At 52.1% G+C, this 22,859-nt stretch carries 18 protein-coding genes, 1 tRNA gene and 1 pseudogene; 2 read left to right on the top strand and 18 right to left on the bottom strand.

What is annotated here, in order from left to right:
• Positions 1 to 235: 235 nt before the first annotated feature.
• The 18 genes and pseudogenes from DW821_RS02790 to DW821_RS02705 all read right to left on the bottom strand — a co-directional run bounded on the left by DW821_RS02790 (position 236) and on the right by DW821_RS02705 (position 17,720).
• The gene (locus DW821_RS02790) at positions 236 to 742 is read right to left on the bottom strand and encodes a UDP binding domain-containing protein (protein WP_233552979.1); all 507 of its coding nucleotides are present in this window, start codon (positions 740 to 742) and stop codon (positions 236 to 238) included.
• Between the two features lie 195 nt (positions 743 to 937).
• Complete coding sequence (locus DW821_RS02785) at positions 938 to 1,405, bottom strand: transglutaminase domain-containing protein (protein WP_118065448.1); 468 nt, start codon at positions 1,403 to 1,405, stop codon at positions 938 to 940.
• 215 nt (positions 1,406 to 1,620) lie between these two features.
• Entirely contained in the window at positions 1,621 to 2,805 is a 1,185-nt protein-coding gene (locus DW821_RS10110) for a hypothetical protein (protein ID WP_147487021.1), read from the bottom strand.
• A gap of 205 nt (positions 2,806 to 3,010) precedes the next feature.
• On the bottom strand, positions 3,011 to 3,784 hold the full coding sequence (locus DW821_RS02775; protein WP_147487020.1) for a hypothetical protein: 774 nt from the start codon (positions 3,782 to 3,784) through the stop codon (positions 3,011 to 3,013).
• A gap of 6 nt (positions 3,785 to 3,790) precedes the next feature.
• Positions 3,791 to 4,336, bottom strand: coding sequence for a hypothetical protein (locus tag DW821_RS02770; RefSeq protein WP_118065442.1), 546 nt, complete (start codon positions 4,334 to 4,336; stop codon positions 3,791 to 3,793).
• 95 nt (positions 4,337 to 4,431) lie between these two features.
• Complete coding sequence (wecB, locus tag DW821_RS02765; RefSeq protein ID WP_118065440.1) at positions 4,432 to 5,535, bottom strand: non-hydrolyzing UDP-N-acetylglucosamine 2-epimerase; 1,104 nt, start codon at positions 5,533 to 5,535, stop codon at positions 4,432 to 4,434.
• A 67-nt stretch (positions 5,536 to 5,602) separates the two neighbouring features.
• Positions 5,603 to 5,746 (bottom strand): annotated as a pseudogene (locus tag DW821_RS10410) (DapH/DapD/GlmU-related protein); the annotation flags it as partial.
• A 335-nt stretch (positions 5,747 to 6,081) separates the two neighbouring features.
• Complete coding sequence (locus tag DW821_RS02755; protein ID WP_118065436.1) at positions 6,082 to 7,476, bottom strand: lipopolysaccharide biosynthesis protein; 1,395 nt, start codon at positions 7,474 to 7,476, stop codon at positions 6,082 to 6,084.
• A complete protein-coding gene (locus DW821_RS02750) occupies positions 7,477 to 8,787 on the bottom strand; it encodes a hypothetical protein (protein WP_118065434.1) in 1,311 nt (436 codons plus the stop codon). It lies immediately after the preceding gene.
• On the bottom strand, positions 8,781 to 9,905 hold the full coding sequence (locus DW821_RS02745) for a glycosyltransferase family 4 protein (protein ID WP_158567530.1): 1,125 nt from the start codon (positions 9,903 to 9,905) through the stop codon (positions 8,781 to 8,783). Before DW821_RS02745 ends, DW821_RS02750 begins: the two co-directional genes overlap by 7 nt.
• A 24-nt stretch (positions 9,906 to 9,929) precedes the next feature.
• Positions 9,930 to 11,147, bottom strand: coding sequence for a nucleotide sugar dehydrogenase (locus tag DW821_RS02740; protein ID WP_118065430.1), 1,218 nt, complete (start codon positions 11,145 to 11,147; stop codon positions 9,930 to 9,932).
• An 85-nt stretch (positions 11,148 to 11,232) separates the two neighbouring features.
• Complete coding sequence (locus DW821_RS02735) at positions 11,233 to 12,774, bottom strand: heparinase II/III family protein (protein WP_158567529.1); 1,542 nt, start codon at positions 12,772 to 12,774, stop codon at positions 11,233 to 11,235.
• Between the two features lie 56 nt (positions 12,775 to 12,830).
• Entirely contained in the window at positions 12,831 to 14,015 is a 1,185-nt protein-coding gene (locus tag DW821_RS02730) for a glycosyltransferase family 4 protein (RefSeq protein WP_118065426.1), read from the bottom strand.
• Positions 14,015 to 14,800, bottom strand: a complete 786-nt coding sequence (locus tag DW821_RS02725; RefSeq protein ID WP_199584258.1) for a sugar transferase — start codon at positions 14,798 to 14,800, stop codon at positions 14,015 to 14,017. Before DW821_RS02725 ends, DW821_RS02730 begins: the two co-directional genes overlap by 1 nt.
• Positions 14,801 to 14,854: 54 nt before the next feature.
• On the bottom strand, positions 14,855 to 15,406 hold the full coding sequence (gene loaP, locus DW821_RS02720; protein ID WP_233552978.1) for an antiterminator LoaP: 552 nt from the start codon (positions 15,404 to 15,406) through the stop codon (positions 14,855 to 14,857).
• Positions 15,407 to 16,195: 789 nt separating this feature from the next.
• A tRNA-Ala gene (locus DW821_RS02715) sits at positions 16,196 to 16,271 on the bottom strand.
• A 69-nt stretch (positions 16,272 to 16,340) separates the two neighbouring features.
• Positions 16,341 to 17,021: a thiamine diphosphokinase gene (locus DW821_RS02710; RefSeq protein ID WP_118065420.1), complete on the bottom strand. Its 681-nt coding sequence runs from the start codon at positions 17,019 to 17,021 to the stop codon at positions 16,341 to 16,343.
• Positions 17,022 to 17,030: 9 nt separating this feature from the next.
• Positions 17,031 to 17,720, bottom strand: coding sequence for an HAD family phosphatase (locus tag DW821_RS02705; RefSeq protein ID WP_118065418.1), 690 nt, complete (start codon positions 17,718 to 17,720; stop codon positions 17,031 to 17,033).
• Between the two features lie 331 nt (positions 17,721 to 18,051).
• Here DW821_RS02705 and glgB point away from each other — a divergent pair, with 331 nt between their 5' ends.
• Complete coding sequence (gene glgB / locus DW821_RS02700; RefSeq protein WP_118065416.1) at positions 18,052 to 20,298, top strand: 1,4-alpha-glucan branching protein GlgB; 2,247 nt, start codon at positions 18,052 to 18,054, stop codon at positions 20,296 to 20,298.
• A 94-nt stretch (positions 20,299 to 20,392) separates the two neighbouring features.
• On the top strand, positions 20,393 to 22,819 hold the full coding sequence (locus tag DW821_RS02695) for a glycogen/starch/alpha-glucan phosphorylase (RefSeq protein WP_118065414.1): 2,427 nt from the start codon (positions 20,393 to 20,395) through the stop codon (positions 22,817 to 22,819).
• Positions 22,820 to 22,859 lie beyond the last annotated feature (40 nt).

Below are 22,859 nucleotides of genomic sequence, written 5' to 3'. Positions count from 1 at the left end.
ATATCGTTGGACTTATACCCTCGTCTCTTCGATGGCACGCAATTACGCGTTGAAATTTGTCAGTTCAAACCCATCAGAGCACGCGCTTCGAATAGATTAATATCGATCGTTTTAAAAATTGAAGCCGAAAGTAAAAAGCGGGCGAGTATCGGCGTTAGCCGATACTCGCCCGCTCTCGATGCAGTTAACCTAGCGAATGACTAAAGCAGCCCAACTTGGGAAAGTCCCCTCTCCCCTAGTCCCTCTTAAACAGATCCCTCGTGTAGACCTTATCCGCCACGTCCGCGAGGTCGTCGCTCCAGCGGTTGGCGACGATCACGTCGCAGCCGGCCTTGAAGGCCTCCAGGTCGTGGGTGACCTCGGAGCCGAAGAACTCCGGCGCGTCCAACGTGGGCTCGTAGACCACCACGGGCACGCCCTTGGCCTTCACGCGCTTCATGACGCCCTGGATGGAGCTCGCGCGGAAGTTGTCGGAGTTGGACTTCATCGTCAGGCGGTAGACGCCCACGACCGGCTTCGGCTTGCCCTCGTAGACGCGGTCCCACACCATCTGCAGCACCTCGTCGGCCACGAAGTCCTTGCGGGTGCGGTTGGCCTCCACGATGGCCTCGATCAGGTTCTGCGGCACGTCCCTGTAGTTGGCCAGCAGCTGCTTGGTTTCCTTGGGCAGGCAGTAGCCGCCGTAGTCAAAGCCGGCTAGATGCCCCTTACTCCTTCCGCCCCCAAAATCGAGTGAATCCACCTTTATAGAATGAATCGAGTTCAAACAGCCTGTCGGGTTTACGGGCTTCATGACAAGTCAATTTGTAGGCAACAAGCGACCTTCGAGAAGTAACAGGCATAAATAACGCCTCAGGATTAAAGTCGTAGTTAATTTACGCTCGGCGAAAATTGCTCAATGCAAATCACGCACCTATGAAGATACGGACACGCGGACCTAAAGAAACTTGCAGATGATATCGTACGCTTCCTTCTCCTTGCGGCCGATATCCGTAGAATTTGTTTCATCGCATTCACAAGGCGGGTCAAGTTCAAATAGATTGTAAAAATCATTCGGCTTGCCACAGTAAACTGGAGAGTCATTCTGTAAGGGATGCGGCTTATTGCAAAACTGGTCTTCTGTAATATCAACTATGGTGCCATCAGTAAGTTCAAGCCATGCATGTGACTGCGAATCATTTGTTGAGAAATCGCGATATGTTCCCGACACATACCGCGTTGCTATGCCCTTATCGGATAGATACCTTTGCAGCAGGTCACTTGTGTATCCGCAACAGCCGCTTGGAAAGGATGCAATTACAGTGCTATGAAGCTTGTCGGCCTCTAGAGCGCGGTCAATAGCCTTACGAAAATCGTTTGCAAGGGACCTCACGAGCTCCATCTGACTATCAAAGTTGCCGCTCAAAATATGCCTCCTTTAATGCAGACAAGGACTAATAACGCTATCATATGATTAATTCACACGGAAATACAGCGCCCATGTTTTGAATTTGGACAGAAGAGCTATGCAGCAATAAATTTCTACCAGGCTAGATAACATGTGATGATTCGGATGCCTTGCGGTCTCGAATCATCACATGTTATCTAGCCTGGTAGAACAAAGATAGCAAAATAGTAGCGCTAAAAGTATCTCTTTTGATAAGTATAGACATCGCGATTAAACTGCTCAGATGTCTCGAGGAAAGGAGCGCGTTTTTCTAGAATAGCGCTGTCGATGTGGCGATTTAGTAGGGATAGAGCCACTCCAGCAAGGGCGCCTTCTGAATCGCCAAGAGATACTCCGAATGCCCAAGAAAGAATCAAGAAGGGGGCTTCGCCTCTAAGACAGTCGAGAGAAAAACGCTGCAGTTTATGGGACATTTTTCTTTCAGTGGCGATTGCTTCAGCGAGCATTTGGTTGATGTCGTGTACCTGGTCTTTAAATCCGTCTTCTGCAATAGAAGCGAATTTTGCAGGTCCGCAAGGAACTTTATTCCTTATTTTTAGAACGATGTCGCTGAGAAAAGCAAGTTCATCAAGAGAAATATCTTGAGGTAAAGATACCATCGCCTCATATGAAAGCGCCATCGGTTGGGGGACACCGCCAAGTCGATCAGGATTTTCCGAAAGCAATGGCACCGATAAACCGCTACTGCGCAGTTCATTAGAAACTGAAAATGGGAAATCCCTGATGCATCGTGGACATATTTCTGCAGGCGTGGTGTAGTACCTAAGAGCCGCCCATTTTGAGACAAGCTCGCTATGTTCAATGCCATTGTCTCTTGCGGCCTTTTCGAACTTGCTTCGACTGCCCTCAAGCGACAATAATTCATTCTTCAATAACCTAAGCCGAAGAGGTGAAACCCCTTCGGCTGAAAGACGCTTAAATAGCAATCCACCTTCTGAAATGTCTCGTATTAATGAAGCCTTATATATATCGCTTTGACCATATGAGTCAAATGAATAGATTGTTGAAGCATGCTCATCGAGGAACTTAGCGTGTTTAAGTTGCTCCGGGATTGGATTTTCAATGTTGCTGACATAGTCAGTGAAGGAAAAGTACCCCTCCCTGAGATCCGGGACAATTACTCCTTCTTCTAAAAGTGGGGTCAGGGTCTCAACTGCATCAAATGCCGATCCAGCAGATAATAAATACCGGCTAGGGATAACAACTCGTTTTGCATATAAAGAATATGCTATAAGTCTATATAAAATCGCAATCGTATCCTGATCGCAATAGCTAATCTGAAACTGGTCTGGATCACAATTATTGAAAACGATGTCACCGAACGATAAATCACTAGAAGTTATATAGTCATGATACATACAGAACACCTAAATTGGAGTTTTGGTAGCAAATCCAAAGTTTGGGTTGTTGCAATGCGGGTCTATTCGGATTTAATACATAGTCCCCATCCTGAACTTCAGAGAGAAATATGTGGTTGTCACGTCTATTGAAACCCGGATATGGCAACATCATCGCGATGGACCTATCTTCGAACACTCCAATCTCCCCAATGCAGCATTCAAGTTAATCAGCCTTTTCGTAAACTTTGCCGATTAACTCGTCAATCGCCCCGTCTCTTTCATTTGCTAGTTTTGTTGGTTTATGCCAAAAATGATAAGCAACCGCACCTATGCCCAATATGCCAGCCAGTATGCAAATGAACCAGGCAATACTCTTGATCGCGTTGGACGACAAGAACAGCGCATCATGAAAGTTCGAGGTCAAAAGGGTGAGAAACAATGTTCCCGAAATGGAGAACAGCACAGGATATAAATCCCCAAATGACCAAGCACATGCGGCCTTCATGGCTCGCTCATAGCAACCCTGCATCAATAACCTGAGATTCGCCTCAGTCATACTTATATCAGTATCCGAAACTGCTACAGACGATGATCTTTTCTCCGCAATGGGCGCTATGGCGGCCTTCCTGTTGACAGTGTCTTTATCACCGTCCTCAAGCTGCAAGTTCTTTTCTTTTGAATTGACGTCAGAGGACAGTTGTCCGCAATTAAGAATGAGCAGCAAGATGGCCTTGGAACAATCTTCTATTGAGTCGCCACCCGAGCTGCGTTGCGTCAATAAATGAGCAATCGATTCTCCATCAAGGCGACTTGCCGACCAATCAGGGTCAATCCCTATGTTCAGAAGCAGCTCACGAACATCATGTTGATCGAGCTTCCGTGAAAGGCTTCGGATATTGCCAAAAAGACGGATAGCGTAGTCAAATATGCTATCTTCATGCTGAGGCAACAGCGAGTATAGTTCTTGTTTTGAGTTTTTCATTCCAGTAAGTTTCAAATCTTATTACTGAAGATTTGCAAGAACAAAATCTGCAAGAGAACTCCTAGCTCGATCGACCCGACCAAAGCCATCATCAACACCCACGAAATCGATAATCTCCTCCAAGACCACGGACGCCTTGAATACAAGCTTGTTGCTGCTCGTGATGGGCGCCTTTTCGTAAGTAAGCCTAACTTTGCAGTCAACAATACAGTTCTCCGGACCTTTGTTGCTACATGCTATGTCTAATAGACTATTGGCGACATCGCCGCAGGCAAATAAATCTACATCCCCGTTCTCGCTGATAAGGCCAGGTCCGCCGATAATCGAAACTTCAACTGAAACAGTATCCCCAACCGTCAATCCCAGCGAAACAACCAACTCGTCTTTGAGCGTCCAGCCACAAAACTTATTCCTCAGCATTAGTCTGACTTTAGTTTCACGATCCTTATATCTGTCTGGAAGAAGAAGAAACTTCTCACAGAGTTTTGCTCCCTCCTCCAATTCCTCATCAACCTCGTAAAGGTTGTTTCTTTCCGGCAACTCTATGTAAGTCTGTTCCTCACTCATTGGCATCTCCAATCAACAATCTACATCCGTCCCATCACCCGTATTGGTTAAAGACGGGAATATCCTGTCAAGTAATACGATCCGCACGAAAGATCTCAGCAAAATCCTCTTACCAGTGCGTCTGAAATTCGCTCGCTCGCATGCCCATCACCGTAAGGGTTCGAAGCCTGGCTCATCGCTGCATACTCCTCTTCATCGGAGAGCAGGCGGCTGAACTCGCGGTAGATGACGTCCTCCTCGGTGCCGACGAGCTTCAGCGTGCCGGCTGCCACGCCCTCGGGGCGCTCGGTGGTGTCGCGCATGACGAGCACCGGCTTGCCCAGGCTCGGGGCCTCCTCCTGGATGCCGCCGGAGTCGGTGAGGATGAGGTGGCTCGCCGCCATGAAGTTGTGGAAGTCGAGCACCTCGAGCGGGTCGATGATGTGGAGCCTGTCGAAGCCGTCGAGCTCCTCGTGCGCCGCCTTGCGGACGAGCGGGTTCATGTGGATGGGGTAGATCGCCTTGGTGTCCGGATGCTCCTCCATCACGCGGCGGATGGCGCGGAACATGCGGTGCATGGGCTCGCCCAGGTTCTCGCGGCGGTGCGCCGTGATGAGGATGAGGCGGGAGCCCTCCGCCCAAGCGAGCTCGGGGTGGGAGTAGCCCTCGCGCACGGTCGTGCGCAGGGCGTCGATGCCGGTGTTTCCGGTAACCCAGATCTTGGACTCCGGCTTACCCTCGCCCAGAAGGTTCTTCTTGCTGGCCTCCGTGGGGGCGAAGTAGTACTCGCTCACGATGTCGACCGCCTGGCGGTTGAACTCCTCCGGCCAGGGGCTGTAGATATCGTGCGTGCGCAGGCCCGCCTCCACATGCCCCACGGGGATCTGCAGGTAGAAGCACGCGAGCGCCGCGGCGAAGCTGGTCGTGGTGTCGCCGTGGACCAGGACCACATCGGGCCTCTCGCCCTCGAGGACGGACTTGAGCTTGAGCAGCACGTCGCACGTCACGTCGAACAGCGTCTGGCCCGGCTTCATGATTGCAAGGTCGTGGTCGGGAGCCACACCGAAGACGCGCAGCACCTGGTCGAGCATCTCTCGGTGCTGGCCGGTCACGGTCACGACGGTCTCGAACTCATCCTTGCGCGCCTTCAGCTCGTTGACGAGCGGGCACATCTTGATGGCCTCCGGGCGGGTACCGAAGACGAGCATTACTTTTTTCATAAAAAATCATCCTCAAAAATAATTGTAAGATTGTAGCTAACTAACAAATTTGTGAAAGTTTAATTGCGGGGACTCCGCCAACTATAACGTTATCTGGAACGTCCTTCGTAACCACCGCTCCGGCAGCAACGATTGCATTTGAGCCGATATGGACCCCGCTCATTATCTGAGAACCATATCCAATCCAAACGTTATCTCCAATGATAATATCTTCTTCACTATGCCCTTGGTCAATCATTGGGACGTTTGGATTAGAGTATTCGTGCATATCAGTCCGAATATGCACGCAATACGAAATCATGCAGTTGTCGCCGATAACAATTTTGGCATTGGCGCTAGCAGCAAGCATCCCTCCATTTACATAGGATCTATTTCCCAAATAGATATTTTCTGGGTGGATCAGAGTGGTCTCCGCAGTAATAAAACCATCGCGGCAGTTATTAACTGATGAATATAAATAATCAGCAATGCACTTATTTAACGCCTTGCGAAACAGAAGAATTATTCGACCAAATGATTCAGTAATTATCATAAGACACCACACTATTATTTTCGAATGTAGCTATATACCGTTGAAAGAGTTGACCTGCAGTCTTGAATGCCAACAACTAAAGGAAATAGTACAACCGAGGCAATGCAAGCAATAACGCTACAGGCATAGGGAAGCATAATTGCCGATACCGCCTGTAGAACAAGAAGTAAAACGCACGCAGTGGACCATCTAAAAGAACCAATGCTGTCATAATATTTATTACCCACACTCGTTTTGAGAAAGAGCATCAACATGGCAACTGCTGCAACCGAGATAGCTGAACCTATCATTCCAAAAATAGCCGTGAGTCCTGTTGCCAAAATTACATTTAAAAATAAACCAGCAGAGTAAATAAAAAGATAAAACCGGCTTCGCTTGGCAATTTGAATCCCAATGCCAGATGTTTCACCAATCGAGTAGCAAATTGGGGAAATGATAAGAACGGCGAAAAGTGTCGCAGACTGCTCGTACCGTTCTCCAAGAAACCAAGGGACCATAAAACGAAGGGAAATCAAGACAACTCCAAGCACGAAGAGCGCGGAGACAAGGACCTTATGAAATAAAATAACGGTGTCGTGATGATCATCGTAGTGCTCATACACATATGTGGGCCAGAATGAATTTACTCCGGCCGAGACAAGGCCAACAACTGACGCAACGGTTGCAGACATAGAATAAACGCCCAGATCTGCGTAGCCGGAAAATAACTTAATCGAAAATTGTGGGACGTAGGTATTAAGATTTGCAAGAAGCATCGCTGGCATCATTGGAAGCGAATACCGGAGTATTGCACCATAATCGATCTTTCTAAGGTAATGAAATGAGAATCCCTTAATGTCAGGAAGCATTACTGCTGCAGAGAGAATAACTGCACAGATAAAAATGGCTGACATTATTTTAAGTGTTGAGTCGAGACTTTTATTACCAAAGTTTAAAAGATAAGGACACTTTGTAAGTATGGTAAAGGCGACAGACAGAAGAATGAATAACGGCAAAAACCCTTTAACACGGCAATAACAGATAGCGATACGAACAATAACAAAGGAACTTAAAGCCAAAACCAATGCGAAGCAGATCAGAATTCCACTAGCATCAAAGAAGGAAATTACAAAATCGCTAAATAAAAAAACAATCAACGAGGTTAACAGGGTGGCTACTACTGGAATTACTAGGCAGAAGAACAAAAGTGTGTTCTTCTGCCTAGAACCTTTTAAATCAAAGAAATGCCTCAAATAACCTTGATCAAGGCCCATAAGAACTACCGTTTGAAGTATAAGAGCGCATGAAAGCAATAGATTTAACTTGCCGATAATTTCTTGATCGAACGAACGGGTTGCGATAGGGATCGCTATGAAGCCGATAATGGCAGATAACCAACTTGCAACAGAATAACCAAGCAGAGCCCTCATTTAGAGCCACCTATCAATCTTTTTCGAAACCTTGTTGTTTTGGAAGAACCTGTCTAATAGCCAATTCGAAAAGATGAGAAGCGAAATAGAAATTACAGCAATAACAGCTCCGTTGTAAACAGACCCTCTACCGATAATGACAAACGAAAAAGCGAGTGTCGAAATTAAATAAGGACGAAGATGGTCGCTCTTCTTTCCGACATAGGTATCAATTACATTAAAAATGGCCCCCCAAAGGATGCCAACCAAAAACCCCATGAAGCCAAAATTTGCATAAGCGTCACCAAAAAATGTTGGATGAACTGAGTAGGCTGTATTAGAAGGGTTTCCCATATATGCAGAAGCCATCGTAATTGCAAAATCATCTGGCTTGATACCAAGGGACAGGCTTCCAGGAAGCCAGAATAAAAGAACCCTTAGATAAGTTGCCCCCACTCCAAAGCCAGTAAATTGATTATTGAAATCGATGAAGTAATAGAAAATATTTCTCAGACCAAGTTCTCCTTCTCCGGTTAAAATCGCGCTTAACACTTTTTTGTTAAAATCAGAAAAAGAAAAACTTGATATAAATGTGTCGATTGTTCCTGCATGACGAAATATCAACACTGCATAGACAAGATAAACGACAAAAGCAACGGCACAGATAGCCACAATGATCTGTTTCAAACCTATCTTCTTGAAACGATCGATTAGAAGGAGGCAGAAAGGACACGCTACGGCAAGCATAACAACACGATTTTTAGTAACAAATAAATAAATCAGGCAGCAAGCAATAAGTAAAAATGACTGCAGCTTTCTCTTTGACCTGACTGAGTTAATAACCGCGCCGCCGCTACACGCAAATAGATATGGCGCTAGGAATAACGGGGAAAATCCAAGACTGCTCGTTGCTCTATAGAATTGGCCCCAGCTTGTATTGCCAAGCCCCCCGAGCGACGACTTTGAGAAGGCGAGCAGCCAAACAACAAACGCAAGAACAAAGAAGGTGACGACAAAATCAAGCTTCTTAATTCCTTCTTCGGTATTAACACCGAGCGAAAGAGAATCGCAGTCAGCAATATTCTTTGGTTTAAGGGTCACACTTCTTGTAAGCCAATAAAATCCAGAAAATAAAATAACAAAAAGGGAAGCAGTAGCTATTGACGATTCTTTACATGAATAGTTTCCGGCAAGAGAGACAATAAAATGAGGAAACGAAAAAACAATTGTTAGCATGCCCCAAAAAAAGATAGCTACAGAACGCTTATTGAACTCCCAAACTAGAAGCCCAATGCATGCAATCAGTTGAAGCAAACCAAGCAGAATCAGCATTCAGCCCTCTCCTCAATTGCTTCGTCAATAAGCCTGATCTCGCGTTCGATAGTGTTTCTTTTGGAAAACGGCGAAAAAGATCCGCTCTTTGGAAATAACTTCTTAGAAGCAGTTATGGCGTCTTTCGAGAAAGAATCATTAGAGACTAAAGCAACGTTATCAAACCCCGCCATCACCTCACGACATACCGAAATATCCGAGGTAATAAGAGGTATGCCAAAGGAAGCCATTTCGCACATCATAAGACCCTGGGCATCGGTGCGAGTAGGCATTAACGCAAAACGAGCTTCGTTTAAGTACCGTGTAATTTCTGAATGAGATAGCGTCATATCCAGCCAAAATAGATTTTCGGGCTTACCGAAGTGTTCGAATATCCTTCCTTTTCCTACAACAAGGAAAGAATAATCGGGATTTGATCTTGCGGTTTCTATCACTAAATCAACGGCATATTTTGATGTATCAAGATTTCCACGAACAGTGATAAAGTCGTATGTCTTCTCGCATCGACAATCATATGAATTGTTTTCAAATTCATCGGCGATGCAATTAGGAATTATTCGAGCTCGATTGCCGAGAAAGGAATCATCGACCTTAAGCCATTTCTTAAACTCGTCATACATCCAACCGCTGACGAAAACAAAATGCGACTTGGCCTTGACCTTCGAGAAAAACTGCCTAAGTACTACAAATTTAATATCGTCATACACATCTCTCGTTTTTACTGCAAGGTAATTATCTTTGCAGTAACTGTACGGCTTAGGATAAGAGACACTGAGCTTAAGCACCTCATGACCATGGAAGAAGAAAATGAAGCTCTTAAAGTCATCAGAGTTCTTAAGGCAAAAAGGGACGGCATGTTTAAGATTGGGTTGATGGAATATCAGAACATCAAACTGGCCCTTTTGCTCAGTATATGTTCGAGGGCAAATAACTGGAAGACCCTCGAACATATAGTCATTTTCCGAGCTGAAATTAAGCACAGTAACGTCAACGCCAGATGCCTTATAAGATGCATTTCTTACATGAACAAACTGATGAGAGACATTTTTCCCATTTGGATTCCCAGGATAGTTCTCAGCAGCAACTAACACTCGATACTTTTTATTGTTCTTAATCATCATCCGTCCCCACGCAAATAAATGCTAAAGCTTGTAGACGTTCTCTCCGTCGCCGCAGACGTTGCGCGGGTCGATGAGGACGCGGTCTCCGAAGATGCCGGGGTTGTCCGTGACCAGGGAGTGGCCGACCATCACGATCACCATCTCCAGGCCGTCCAGGAACTCCTCCATGGAATGGACCTGGCCGGGAACCTCGTCGCGCTCGACCCACGGGTCGTAGACCTTGACGGAGCCGGCGCAGAGGTGCTCGGACATGGACTCGAGCATCTGCAGCGTCGGGGACTCGCGGACGTCGTCGACGTTCTCCTTGTAGGTGAGGCCGTAGATGCCGACCTTCGAGGCGTCCGTGATGCCGCGCTCGACCATGACCTCGTGGGCCCGGTGCATGACGTACTCGGGCATGGAGGCGTTTGTCTGCAGGGCGAGGCGGATGAAGTTGGCCGTCTCGGGGTAGTCGCCGACCAGGAACCACGGGTCGACCGGGATGCAGTGGCCGCCGACGCCCGGGCCGGGGTTGAGGATGTTCACGCGCGGGTGCTTGTTGGCGATGCGGATGACCTCGGCGACGTCCATGCCGCCGATGCGGCAGATCTTGGCGAGCTCGTTGGAGAAGGCGATGTTCACCGCGCGGAAGGTGTTCTCGACGACCTTGGTCATCTCGGCGGTGCGGATGTCGGTGACGGAGATCTCGCCCTGGCAGAAGCTGGCGTAGACCTTCGCCACGGCCTCGCCCACCTCGGGGTCGTCGGCGCCGATGGTGCGGTTGTTGTGCAGCAGCTCGTAGACCATGTTGCCCGGGATGATGCGCTCGGGGGCGTGGACGAGCCTGACGTCCTCGCGGCCGGCCTCTGTGAGCAGCGGGCGAACGAAGCGGTCGATGGTGTTGGGCGAGACGGTGGACTCGATTACGAGCACGGCGCCCTCGGGCGCGACCTCGAGGACGGTCTTGCAGGCCGCCACGACGTAGCAGGGGTCGATCTTCTTGTCTAGCTTGTCGTAGGGCGTGGGGACCGAGACGATGTAGGTGTCGCAGACCTGGTAGTCGGTGGAGAACTTGATTCCGGACTTCAGGGCGTCGGCGAACAGCTCGTCCAAGCCCTCCTCCTTGAAGGTGGTCTTGCCGGCGTTGAGCGTGGCGACGAGCTCCTCGTTGTAGTCCGTGCCCACGACCTCCACGCCGTGGGATGCCATCATGAGGGCGGTGGGCAGGCCGATGTAGCCGAGACCGATAACGTTAACCATATTCGAGGTTCCTTTCTTAATTAGTCTGGCCGAGTACAGCCATGACATAGAGGACGATTGTGAGAAAGTAGGGCCGTCAGACGCTTTACGGGCCATACAAGATATTGCTTGCGACCGAACCAAAACGGGACACTTCGACAAGAGATGACGAGTGAATCTCGCCGAGAAGACAAGATGCTTCAACAAGTGAGTTCCGTTTGACGCACCCAGGGACGGGGACTATTCGCACCAGTCCCGGGCGCGCTTGGTGAAAGCACTGGACAAGGCTAATGTCCTCTCGGTCGGTACGGTCTTCGACGCTGAGGGAACCGTCTGAAAGAATGACCGTGCGTCGGTGCAGGTGCCCCTTGTAGTTTCGGAAGCTTGCTGTGATACAGCACTCGGTAGCGCGCTCGACGCGTACCTCACGTACGCCTCGTGCCACTCGGTGCTCGGCCCAGCACTCCATCTGTTCATCGCCGTCGACGGTTGCGGTGTTATGTGCTGCCGTACTGCGGAAGTAGGGTCTCAGCTCGCTCTGGTAGGCGTAAGTGCCCGAGTTCACGATCGTGGGCTCGCCGGCAATCGAGAGCTCGAAACTCAGAAGGTCGCAGTGGGCGTGACCCAGCATGTAAGGCGGGCCAGGCTTCCCCGCGAAGAAAACCAAAGCGGCGGTGTCGTCGTAGAGCTTGTAGAAGCCAGAGTCAGGGAAGGCAGTCTTAGTGCAATCGGGCTCGTAGCCATAGATGTTTCGGCATGCATGAATGAGTGGCTCGCATTCTTTTGCAACACCGTCGGCAGCGTCGTTAAAGAATGGAGTCTTCCCCATACCCCGCTCAATTGAAGCCATGGCGTCAAGCATTTGCTTGGATTTTGTAGCCACTTTTTTTGGTGCGGATTTACCGACCGAACGGTAAGCAAGCTCCACACGCAATAGGCCCTCGAGAATGAGTTTGTGATACATCATAGAGCGTTCATAGTGGACGCCGTCTGGAAGAATTTGCTCGTCAAGCTGTTTTATGTATTCACGCTCAACAGACGACAGCACACCATCTTCACCAAACATTAGGGCACAAATAATGATCGTCTTTAGATTTTCAAAAAAATGATTCGCTAACAGGTGCTTTTCTTGATTTACAAGCAGGTGACGGTATTGGTGATACATGCTCTCAAATACCGTTTCCATAAAAATGGAGTCTTCCGCCAGCGCATCACCAAACAAATCTATACAGATAAGCCAATTGACGAGCCTTAGAGAAATTGTATAAGGATGCCAAGCATCGCCAAGCGGATATTTGCATGTCGCAATCCAAGTGAGAACAACTCTCTTAAATTGATCGAGATCCTCTCGGTCTCCGCCCAATGCATAGCGTGCTGCAAGAGGAATGCAAAATTCGAAGTAATGAAGATTGAAATTCCATAGATGAGAGGCCTCAGGAACATTCCAGCACGAAAGATCTACCTTATGCCTCTCGTTGATGAGAAAGAATTCATTTCGAGCCAGCGCATCGACATCGAACCGGCCAGCGTAAATTTCGTCGCAGTCTAGACTAGGTATAGCTAAGCTTAAATACTGAATACGCGGAGGAACCGTTAAAGGCACTTTGTGAAGCCCTTTTAGTCTAGAGCCAATCATGGATGGCTTCATGCGACGAATGGTTCTTGCGTATAGAAGCGCTTTTTGGATACTGGGCAATTTCATTATCAGCAATCGCCCTCGAATTCAGCCAGCAGCAACTCAGCGAATTCACAAGCCGCCTTTTGTCTCGAATGCTCTGATAGCATTCGAGCGCAGCATTTCGCTTTTTCTTCCTCAGTATATTTTTGTTCAATCAAGGCATCGAACTCTCGAAGCAATCCTTTTGGATCTTCAGGGGCAGCATGTTTACCAAGGCCACTTTCCTCAAGTAAGTCAACGGAATCGCCTTGGGCTGCAAGAAGAACCGGACAACCACATGCAATACATTCATAAAGTTTGGTTGGAATGCTGTCTTTAAGCCTCGAGCTGACCAAAGGGACATAGGCTAACGCCGAGTGCTTTAATACGGTATATACACCAGCCGCGTCAACAGTGCCGCAAAACTCTACGTTTGTAATACCTTCTTCGTGAACTCTGTCTTCAAGCTTTTGCTTGTCTGCACCAGTTCCAAATAGAAGGAATCGAATATTCGGCCGCACTGCAGCAATATCCAGAAGCGTTCCCAAGCCCTGTGCAAGTCCGATATTGCCCACATAAGAACATACGGTGCCTTTATCCAGATTAAATTGATCAACGACGGCTTTATCTTCTGTAGATTCAACAAACGATTCATCAATGCCATTGGGAACTAATTGGACCGATGCACCTGCCTTGCAGATTCGAGATGCTAGTTTAGTGACTTTTCCCGCCGAGACCGTCGTTACCATATCCGCTGCTTTAAAACCACGCTTTGCAATATGGGAAAAGAATCGTCCATAAAGGCTATTTGGTTTAAAAGTGCCCATTTCGATTGCAACATCTGGCCAAATATCCCGAACATCTAAAACTAGTTTTGCGTTCTTCTTTTTTGCAATCGAAATCGCCGAAGTTGTCAAAAGCAACGGAGGAGTCGTGCAAAGCACGACATCAAAATCACCCATGCCAGCAGCAACTTTAATAGACTCCCGTTGGCCTCCAAAGTTATTCTTTAAACGATTAACTAGCGTTTTTTCTTGAAGCGGGAATGTTTCAAAAAACGTAACAAAATCAGGCTTTTCGTAATTTTCTGGAGCACCGAGAAGACTGTCACTTGAAGAAAGAACCTGAACATCAATTCCCGCGTCAAGCATAGCCTGAACAAGGACGCTGACGCGATTGGCACAGGCTGATCGACTGGGTCGATAGCTATCTGTCAAGAAGAGTAAACGCATTACCTTGCACCTTCTCCGGTGCTCACAACGCCAAGCGTCTTAAGCATGATCACAACATCCATCTTGATGTTTCTCGATTTAATGTACTGGAGGTCAAACACGACCTTTTCACTAGGCAGAAGATCGTATCCGCCGGTCACCTGGGCAAGGCCTGAAATTCCAGGACGCACCATGGTACGGAAGTGCCAACCATGAATACGCTTCTCAAATTCCTCGCAGAACGCAGGACGCTCGGGACGCGGACCGATAAGACTCATATCGCCCTTAAAAACATTCCAGAACTGCGGAATCTCATCCAAACGCGTTTTACGCATGAACTTACCAAACGGCGTTACGCGTGGATCCTCGTCCTGGGCCCACTGAGCACCACGCGATTCAGCATCGGTATACATGCTGCGGAACTTATAAATGTTAAAGACCTTGCCGTCCTTGCCAACGCGACGCTGTGCATAAATGACGGGGCCTTCGGACTCGGACTTAATCTTGACGGCAATAGCAGCCATCGGAATCGCAAGAATAATGAGCGCGCACCCGCATGAGACAACATCGAAAGATCGCTTGATAAAGCGGTAGAAGAGTCCACCGTTAACAACGGGTTCTTCTAGTTCAATGATGTCGTCACCGGGCAACAACTTTTCCAGCACGTCGGCCGGTACACCGTTCTCCGACAGCTTAGGCTCATGCTTTCCAACGTTGTTAAGCTTTGCAGCCTCGCGCCTGTCCTCAAGCGTAACAGCAGCAGTTGCTGCATCCCCCATTTGATTATCTCCCACTATTTCCTTCAAACCTACGTCCCCGCCCCGGGGATCCTCCCTGTCCCGTTAAACAGTCGCCCGCAGTTAGGCGATCGCCTTTTTTAGGTTTCGCATGACGCGCTGCTCGGCTGAAAGCACGGCAAGGCCAACGCGCGTAGTTACGCGTCGACCGCACAGGTCGAGCTCCAAATAAGCAGTGCTCTTGCGTCTGTTAATGGTTTTGATAAGGCCTTCGTGGCCCAACAGCGGACCTGCCGTCACTACGACCTGGTCGCCGTCTTTTAGGGCCTCGCTCATGGGCACTACACGGTCTCCCACATGCGTAAAGCTGCCAATAAGCTGGACCTCTTCTTTTGCCAGCGGCGCAAACTGACCGTCCTGGGAAAGCACCCGGGCAAAGTCGTCCATGCGCAGCAGATACTGTTGCACGGTACGGGGATCTGCCGTATCGCAGATCAGATAACCGGGAAAGAGCGGCTTGGTCGTGTTGACCCATTCGCCGTGTACCTTGATCTCGGTTTGATATTGGGGATAAAAAAGCTCCTGCATGGCGCCAGCCGGCACCATGCGCTCGATGCGCTCGCGCATTACGTCTTCGCGACCGTTAATAACCTGGATCACATACCACACGAGCACCACCCCCTTGCTGTCTTACGTGTGGCTCACGGGGTTTGGGCATGGCTTCGCCAGGGCGCTTGTGCGCGAAGGCGCTCCATATTCAAACCCTGAGCCCAGTTAGACAAGCACGTGGCTCTGCCCCACCGTGAACGGTATGTATAAGTGCAGTGGCTAGAGACGCGGACGTGTATCGCAAAAATGACCACGTCTCCAGCTGGCTGCGTGCGATCCAGTCAAGCGGGAACAAAACTAGACCGCACGCAAACAGCTGTAGGACTGCTGCAATTTGTCATGAAATAACGAGTCGAAAGAACAGCACGCACATAGACAAGAACAAAGTCATTCGATGCGATACGCATGACGACGCTATTGGAGCTCGTGGTTTTTCTGGCACCGCCGTTACGGCCGGATGCCGATCGACCCTGCGCTTTGAGGCTTGCTGGAGCCGTGAACACAGTTGAACCCATGTAACGATAGATATCCTAGCACAAGGCGACTAGAAACCGATTTAGGCCATGCGCGGCAACATATCGTTCATCTGCAGTGCTTAAGGGGGTTATTTTGCAAACTTGTTCACATTGTCGCAGGTTTATGCGGGTTTAGCTGTTGGCACTCACTGCCCGAGCTGCAACGCTGACAACGTGAAATGCAAAATGGAATTATGTTGGGTTAACAAACTATGCACACAAGTGGGAAGTAAATTGCGCAACTTTTTTGGGTGTGGGCGCTGGTGTGGCGTCACTTTGGTTTGCGCGGTGACTGCATATGAAAAAAGCCTCAGGTTCCCCAGAGGCCTTGCATTCACGATGGTGGAGACGAGGGGGATCGAACCCCTGACCTCTTGACTGCCAGTCAAGCGCTCTCCCAGCTGAGCTACGCCCCCGTGACGAGGAGATACTATAGGGGAAGATTCTTAGTTGTGCAAGAAGTTTTTTGTAATTGCTTCTCGCACTTACGGGTTTTCATACTCGCCGACCGTCCCGATAAAACCCTGATGCAGCAAATACGCTATTGCAGTGCCGGTATGGACTTCGATCTCTGCAGTTGATCGGACTATGTTGCTAATGCCTGTATCGGCTAGCAGGCCCAGGGAGCTGTGATCTAGCTCCCACTCTAGGCCGTGCTCGCTTACCTCAGTGTTGGGGGCTATGGCGATGATGGAAAACGTCTTGCCCTCGGCGCCTTCGATGGTCCACGACTCACCTGCGTGAAGGACGCGGGCAACCACCTTATCCTCGTCGATCCAGACGGGGGCGTCCGCATAGCCTGCCAGTAGCCCCAGCACGGACAGGGCCATATCCGGACGACCGCCGGTGGCGCAGGTCGTAATCACTTCGGCACCCGGCCAGCGGCGGCGGACGGAATCGAGCGCCAGCGCAAGATCGGTATAGTCCTTGTAAGGGTCGTGGCGCTCAACCTCAAAGGCCTCGGCGGCATCGACCAACGCGCGACCCGCGTCGCTCACCGTGTCGGCATCCCCCACATATACGTCGCAGTCCAGCCCTGCGCCCAACAGCGCGTCGAGCCCGCGGTCCACGGCGACAACGCGGTCGCACTCCCCCGCTAGCCTACGCAACAGATCCGCGCTCGCCACCACGGGCGAGCCGCAGACCACTAATACCTTGCAAGCCACAGCCCTCGCCTATCCCTCAAACGAAAGCACGCGGGCCAAATCCAGATCCTCATAGCTATCGATAAAGATGTCGCAGTTGGCGCGAACCTCGTCGCGCTCCATGCGCCCGTGCGGGTCATAGATGCCCACGCGCTTAAAGCCGGCGGTGCCAGAGCTCTTAAGGCCAAAGACGGCGTCCTCAAACACCCACGCGCGCTCAAACTTGTGCCCGTGACGCTCCTCTAGGCGGCGCAGCGCCAGCTCGTATACGTCGGGGAACTGCTTGGAGCGCCCCGCCTCGCCTGTGGTGGTCACAAACTCCATGTAGGCATCGAGCCCGGCGCCCGCAAGCGCAGACGTAACCAGCTCGGCCGGAGTGGACGTGGCCACGCACATGGCAATGCCGGCCTCCTTCGCCTGCTTCAAAAATGCAAGCAGGCCCTCGCGCGGCGGCACCTTGGAGTAGCCATCGATCAGGATATCGCTCAGCTCGCGGTAGAGCTCCTCGCCATTTTCGCCAATGCCCCAGGTGTCGTGGTAGGCCTGGCACTCGTCCTCGAGCGACAAATGCTCAAACTGGGCAAAATCGTCGACCGTAACGTCAACTCCGTGGCGGTGCAATAACTCGGGCTGGGCATAGGCCCAAACGGGGGTGCTGTTAACCAGCGTGCCGTCGCAATCGAAAATAAAAGCAACACTTGGGGCAGCGATGTGGTCCATAAACGAGCCTTTCGATGTCAAAGAGTAAACAACCTGCTAAAAACGTTTTACCAAACGTCAACCCAACTATCTTGAAACCCTAATTGGTAAAACTGTCAAGAGTTTTACCATCGCAATTCTGCCAGTGGCATAAACATGGCGCTTACCGATTAAACGCCACCGCAAAAACACTTTCGTTCATATAAGTAACGAACAGGTGTTATCGTAGTTTTTGCCGAAAGTTCCACCGAGCACGCGAGGTGGAACGAATCACAGAAACTTCGCCGTCCCTTCGATTCGTGCAGCCTTGGACCTTTCGCATCTAGTCACCAAGGCAACACGCTGCCGCGTCATGATGGGATCAAACGTGAGCGATACAAAGCTAAAGTCAGCAACCAAAAAGCCTGCTACCCGTAAAGCCGCTCCGCACGCGCCGGAGCTCACCAAAGACGATGTCTATCTGTTTGGCATCGGTACGTGGGAGCGCAGCTGGGAAAAGATGGGCGCGCACCCCGACACGCAGAACCGTACGCGCGGGTGGCGTTTTTGCGTTTGGGCGCCCGACGTAAAGAGCGTTCACGTCATTGGCGAATTTAACGACTGGGATGAGCAAGCCGACCCGCTGGTGCCCGTGCATACGAGCGCTATTTGGGAAGGCTTTATTCCTGGCGCCGAGCAGGGCCAGCTCTATAAGTACCTTATCGAGACCAACGAGGGCGAGAAGCTCTACAAGGCCGATCCGTATGCCTTTAAGGCTGAGTGCCCTCCGGGCACCGCGAGCGTGCTGTGGACCCTCGATGGCTACCAGTGGCACGACGCCGCGTGGCTCAAGCGCCGCGCCGGTCACAACCATATGTCGCAGCCGCTTAACATCTACGAGGTGCATATTGGCTCGTGGAAGCGCCACGGCGACGCGCCGCAGGGCGAGCCGAACGAATACGGCAACTACCCTGGCCCCATGGATCCCTTCCCCGCGCAGCGCGGCGAGTTCTACACCTACGACGACCTGTCGGTGGAGCTCGTGGACTACGTGCGCGACATGGGCTACACGCATATCGAGGTCATGCCGCTTATGGAGCATCCCTTCGATGGCTCCTGGGGCTACCAGACGACCGGTTACTACGCCGCCACGTCGCGCTACGGCAACCCGCAGCAGCTCATGCACTTTATCGATGCGTGCCACGAGGCGGGCATCGGCGTGATCATGGACTGGGTGCCCGGCGGTTTTTGCGCCGACTCCCACGGCCTTGCCACCTTTAACGGCCATATGCTGTTTGAGCACGAGATTCACCCCAACTGGGGCACGCACAAGTTCGATTTCGCCCGCGGTGAGGTCCGCTCCTTCCTGGTCTCCAACGTGCTGTACTGGCTCGAGAACTTCCACGTGGACGGCATTCGCATGGACGGCGTGTCCAGCATGCTGTACCTCAACTTTGGCATCGACGATCCCGGCCAAAAGAAGTTCAACAAGTACGGTACCGAGGAGGACCTGGACGCCAGCGCGTTTATCCGTCAGGTCAACTGCGCTGTAGAGGCGCACTACCCCGACGTGATGATGATGGCTGAGGAGTCCACCGCGTGGCCGCTCGTGACCTACCCGCCCCAGGACGGCGGCCTTGGCTTCCACTACAAGTGGGACATGGGCTGGATGAACGACACCCTGCACTACATGCAGACCGATTTTCCGTGGCGCCCCGGCAACCACGGTCTGCTCACGTTCTCCATCATGTATGCCTTTACCGAGAACTTCATTTGCCCCCTGAGCCACGACGAGGTCGTGCACGGTAAGTGCTCGCTCATCGGCCGCATGCCGGGTGACTGGTGGCGCCAGTTTGCCGGCCTGCGCACGCTGGCCTTCTACCAGATGACGCATCCCGGTGCCAAGCTCAACTTTATGGGCAACGAGATCGGCCAGTTTATTGAGTGGCGCTACTACGAGTCCATTCAGTGGTTCCTGACCGAGGAGTACGAGACTCACCGTCATCATCAGGCGTTCATTAAGGCGCTGAACCACCTGTACACCGCCGAGCCCGCCCTGTACGAGCGCGGCTACACCGACGACGGCTTTACCTGGATCGACGCGGACAACTCCAAGCAGTCCATCGTGAGCTTTGTGCGTCAGGGCGAGAACGTCGATGACGACCTGGTGATCCTGATCAACTTTGACCCGGCGAGCTACGAGAGCTTCCGCGTGGGCGTGCCGCGCGAGGGCGACTGGGAGGTCATCTTCGATTCCGACCGTCCCGAGTTTGGCGGAAGCGGATACGCCGGAGAGGAACCCTACACCTGCTCGAGCGAGCCCTATCCCTGGAACGGGCAGATGGGCTCCATCGAGATTAAGGTGCCCGGCCTGGCAGGCGTGGTGCTTAAGCGCCGCGGCCCCAGCAGCTACAAGCCGCCCGTGGTCGAGGAGCCGAAGAAGGCGACGCGCAAGCGTGCGTCCTCGGTGAAGCCCAAGACTGCAGCAGCAAAGAAGGCTCCGGCTAAGGCGAAGGCTGCCAAGTCTGCCGCCCAGACCACGGCCAAGAAGGCAACCACCAAAAAGGCTGCTCCCAAGGCTAAGGCAGGCGCTGTTAAAGCATCTGCCAAGGATGCGTAACAAAGCCGTTACAGCTGTAATTACCCGCCCCGCGGGGGCGTAGGATACAAGTCATAACCGTTCCGGGAGAAACATCCCCGGGGGAAAGGAACGTATGAATAAGATCTTCGACAACAAGCAGGAGTTTACCGAGCTCTATCGCGAAGCCGTCATGAGCATCAGCGGCAAGAGCGTCGAGACCGCCAGCGACCTGGACCGCTTTAACGCCTTGGCCAAGCTCGTGGCCGAGAAGGCACGCACCGTGGCCACCACCAGCGACGCCCGCGTGTCCGCCGAGGGCAAGAAGCGCGTGTACTACTTCTCGATCGAGTTTTTGATCGGCCGCCTGCTCGACAACTACCTGCTCAACTTTGGCGTGCGCGACATGGTCGCCGAGGCGCTCGACGACATGGGCTTTGACCTGTCCGTCATCGAGAACCAGGAGCCCGATCCGGCCCTGGGCAACGGTGGCCTGGGCCGTCTGGCCGCATGCTTCCTGGATTCCATGGCAGCCGAGGGCATCGCCGGCTACGGCAACGGCATGCGCTACCGCTACGGCCTGTTTAAGCAGGAAATCGTTAACGGCAGCCAGGTCGAGGCCACCGATGAGTGGCTCACCCACGGCTATCCCTGGGAGGTGCGTCGTCAGGACAAGGCCGTGACCATCAAGTTTGGTGGCCGCGTCGAAGGCTTTGAGGAGGACGGCCGCACGTTCTACCGCACGGTGGACACGCAGGACATCCTGGCCGTCCCCTACGACATCCCCGTGGTGGGCTATGCCGGCGAGACCGTCAACAAGCTGCGCGTCTGGGCCGCCGAGCCGGTCGAGGAGCACTTTGACCTGGAGGCCTTCAACCGCGGCGACTATGCCCTGGCCGACGCCGAGCGCGCCGAAGCCGAGGCCATCAGCGCCATCCTCTACCCCAACGACGCCGGCGAGCACGGCCGTCTGCTGCGCCTGAAGCAGGAGTACCTGTTTGTCTCGGCCGGCATCTACAGCCTGCTCGACACCTTTGAGAAAGAGCACGGCGAGAACTGGGAGCTGCTGCCGCAGTTTGTGGCCATCCACACCAACGACACGCACCCCGCCATGTGCGGCCCCGAGCTCATGCGCATCCTCATCGACGAGAAGAAACTCGAGTGGGATGACGCCTGGAACATCGTGACGCAGGTCGTGAGCTACACCAACCACACCATCCTGCCCGAGGCCCTGGAGAAGTGGCCCATCGGCACGTTCTCCAAACTCCTCCCCCGCGTCTACCAGATCATCGACGAGATCAGCCGTCGTTGGCACGAGTCGTTCGACACCACCCAGGAGGGCTGGCAGGAGCGTCTGCGCCAGACCGCCATCCTGTGGGACGGCGAGATCCGCATGGCCAACCTGTCCGTGATCTGCAGCCATAGCGTCAACGGCGTGGCCAAGATCCACTCCGACATCATCAAGAACATCGTGCTCAAGGACTTCTATGCCCTGACGCCCGAGAAGTTCAACAACAAGACTAACGGCATCTCCCACCGTCGCTTCTTTGCCGAGGCCAACCCCACCTATGCCAAGCTCGTGACCGAGGCCATTGGCGACGGCTGGCTCAAGGACGCCTTTGAGCTGGAGAAGCTTAAAAGTTTCCAGAACGACTCCGAGTTCCTGAAGGCCGTGGGTGCCTCCAAGCGCGCCAACAAGGAACGCCTGGCCGCCTACGTCAAGGCCGAGACCGGTCTGGACATTGACCCCAACACCGTCTTCGATGTCCAGGTAAAGCGCTTCCATGCCTACAAGCGCCAGCTCATGAACATTATGAAGGTGATGGACATCTACAACCGTCGCATCGCCGATCCCAACTTCCACGTGACGCCGACGACCTTCATCTTTAGCGGCAAGGCAGCCTCGAGCTACACCTTTGCCAAGGAGACCATCCGCCTCATTAACTCCGTGGCCGACGTCATCAACAACGATACCCGTGTCAACGAGGTCATGAAGGTCTGCTTTATCCCTAACTTCCGCGTGAGCAACGCCCAGCTCATCTACCCCGCCGCCGAGATCTCGGAGCAGATTTCCACGGCCGGCAAGGAGGCCTCAGGCACGTCCAACATGAAGCTCATGATGAACGGCGCCATTACGCTGGGCACCCTCGACGGCGCCAACATCGAGATCGCCGACCTGGCCGGCCGCGAGAACGAGGCCATCTTTGGCCTGACCGCTCCCGAGGTCGAGCAGCTCTGGGCATCCAACAGCTACTTTGCGTGGGACACCCTCAACGGCGACCGCGAGCGTCTGGGCCGCGTGATGGACGAGCTCAAGGACAACACGTTTGCCGGCCTTTCGGGCAACTTCGAAAGCATCTACAACGAGCTCATGAACAACAACGACCCCGACCTGGTCATGGCCGACTTCCGCAGCTACGTCGACGCCTGGGAGAAGCTCACGAACAGCTACGGCGACCAGGAGACCTGGAACGGCAAGGCCCTGCTCAACACCGCCTCCTCCGGCTGGTTCTCGAGCGACCGCACAATTCGCGAGTACCGCGACGAGATCTGGCACGCGTAAAGGCGCGCGAGCTCCCTTTGCCGCACGGCATTACTCGACG

Origin of the sequence: Collinsella sp. AM33-4BH (assembly GCF_003469205.1) — a bacterium.
Lineage (GTDB): Bacteria > Actinomycetota > Coriobacteriia > Coriobacteriales > Coriobacteriaceae > Collinsella.
Note: the sequence above shows the minus strand (reverse complement) of the source record. Positions and strands in the feature narration are given on the sequence as shown.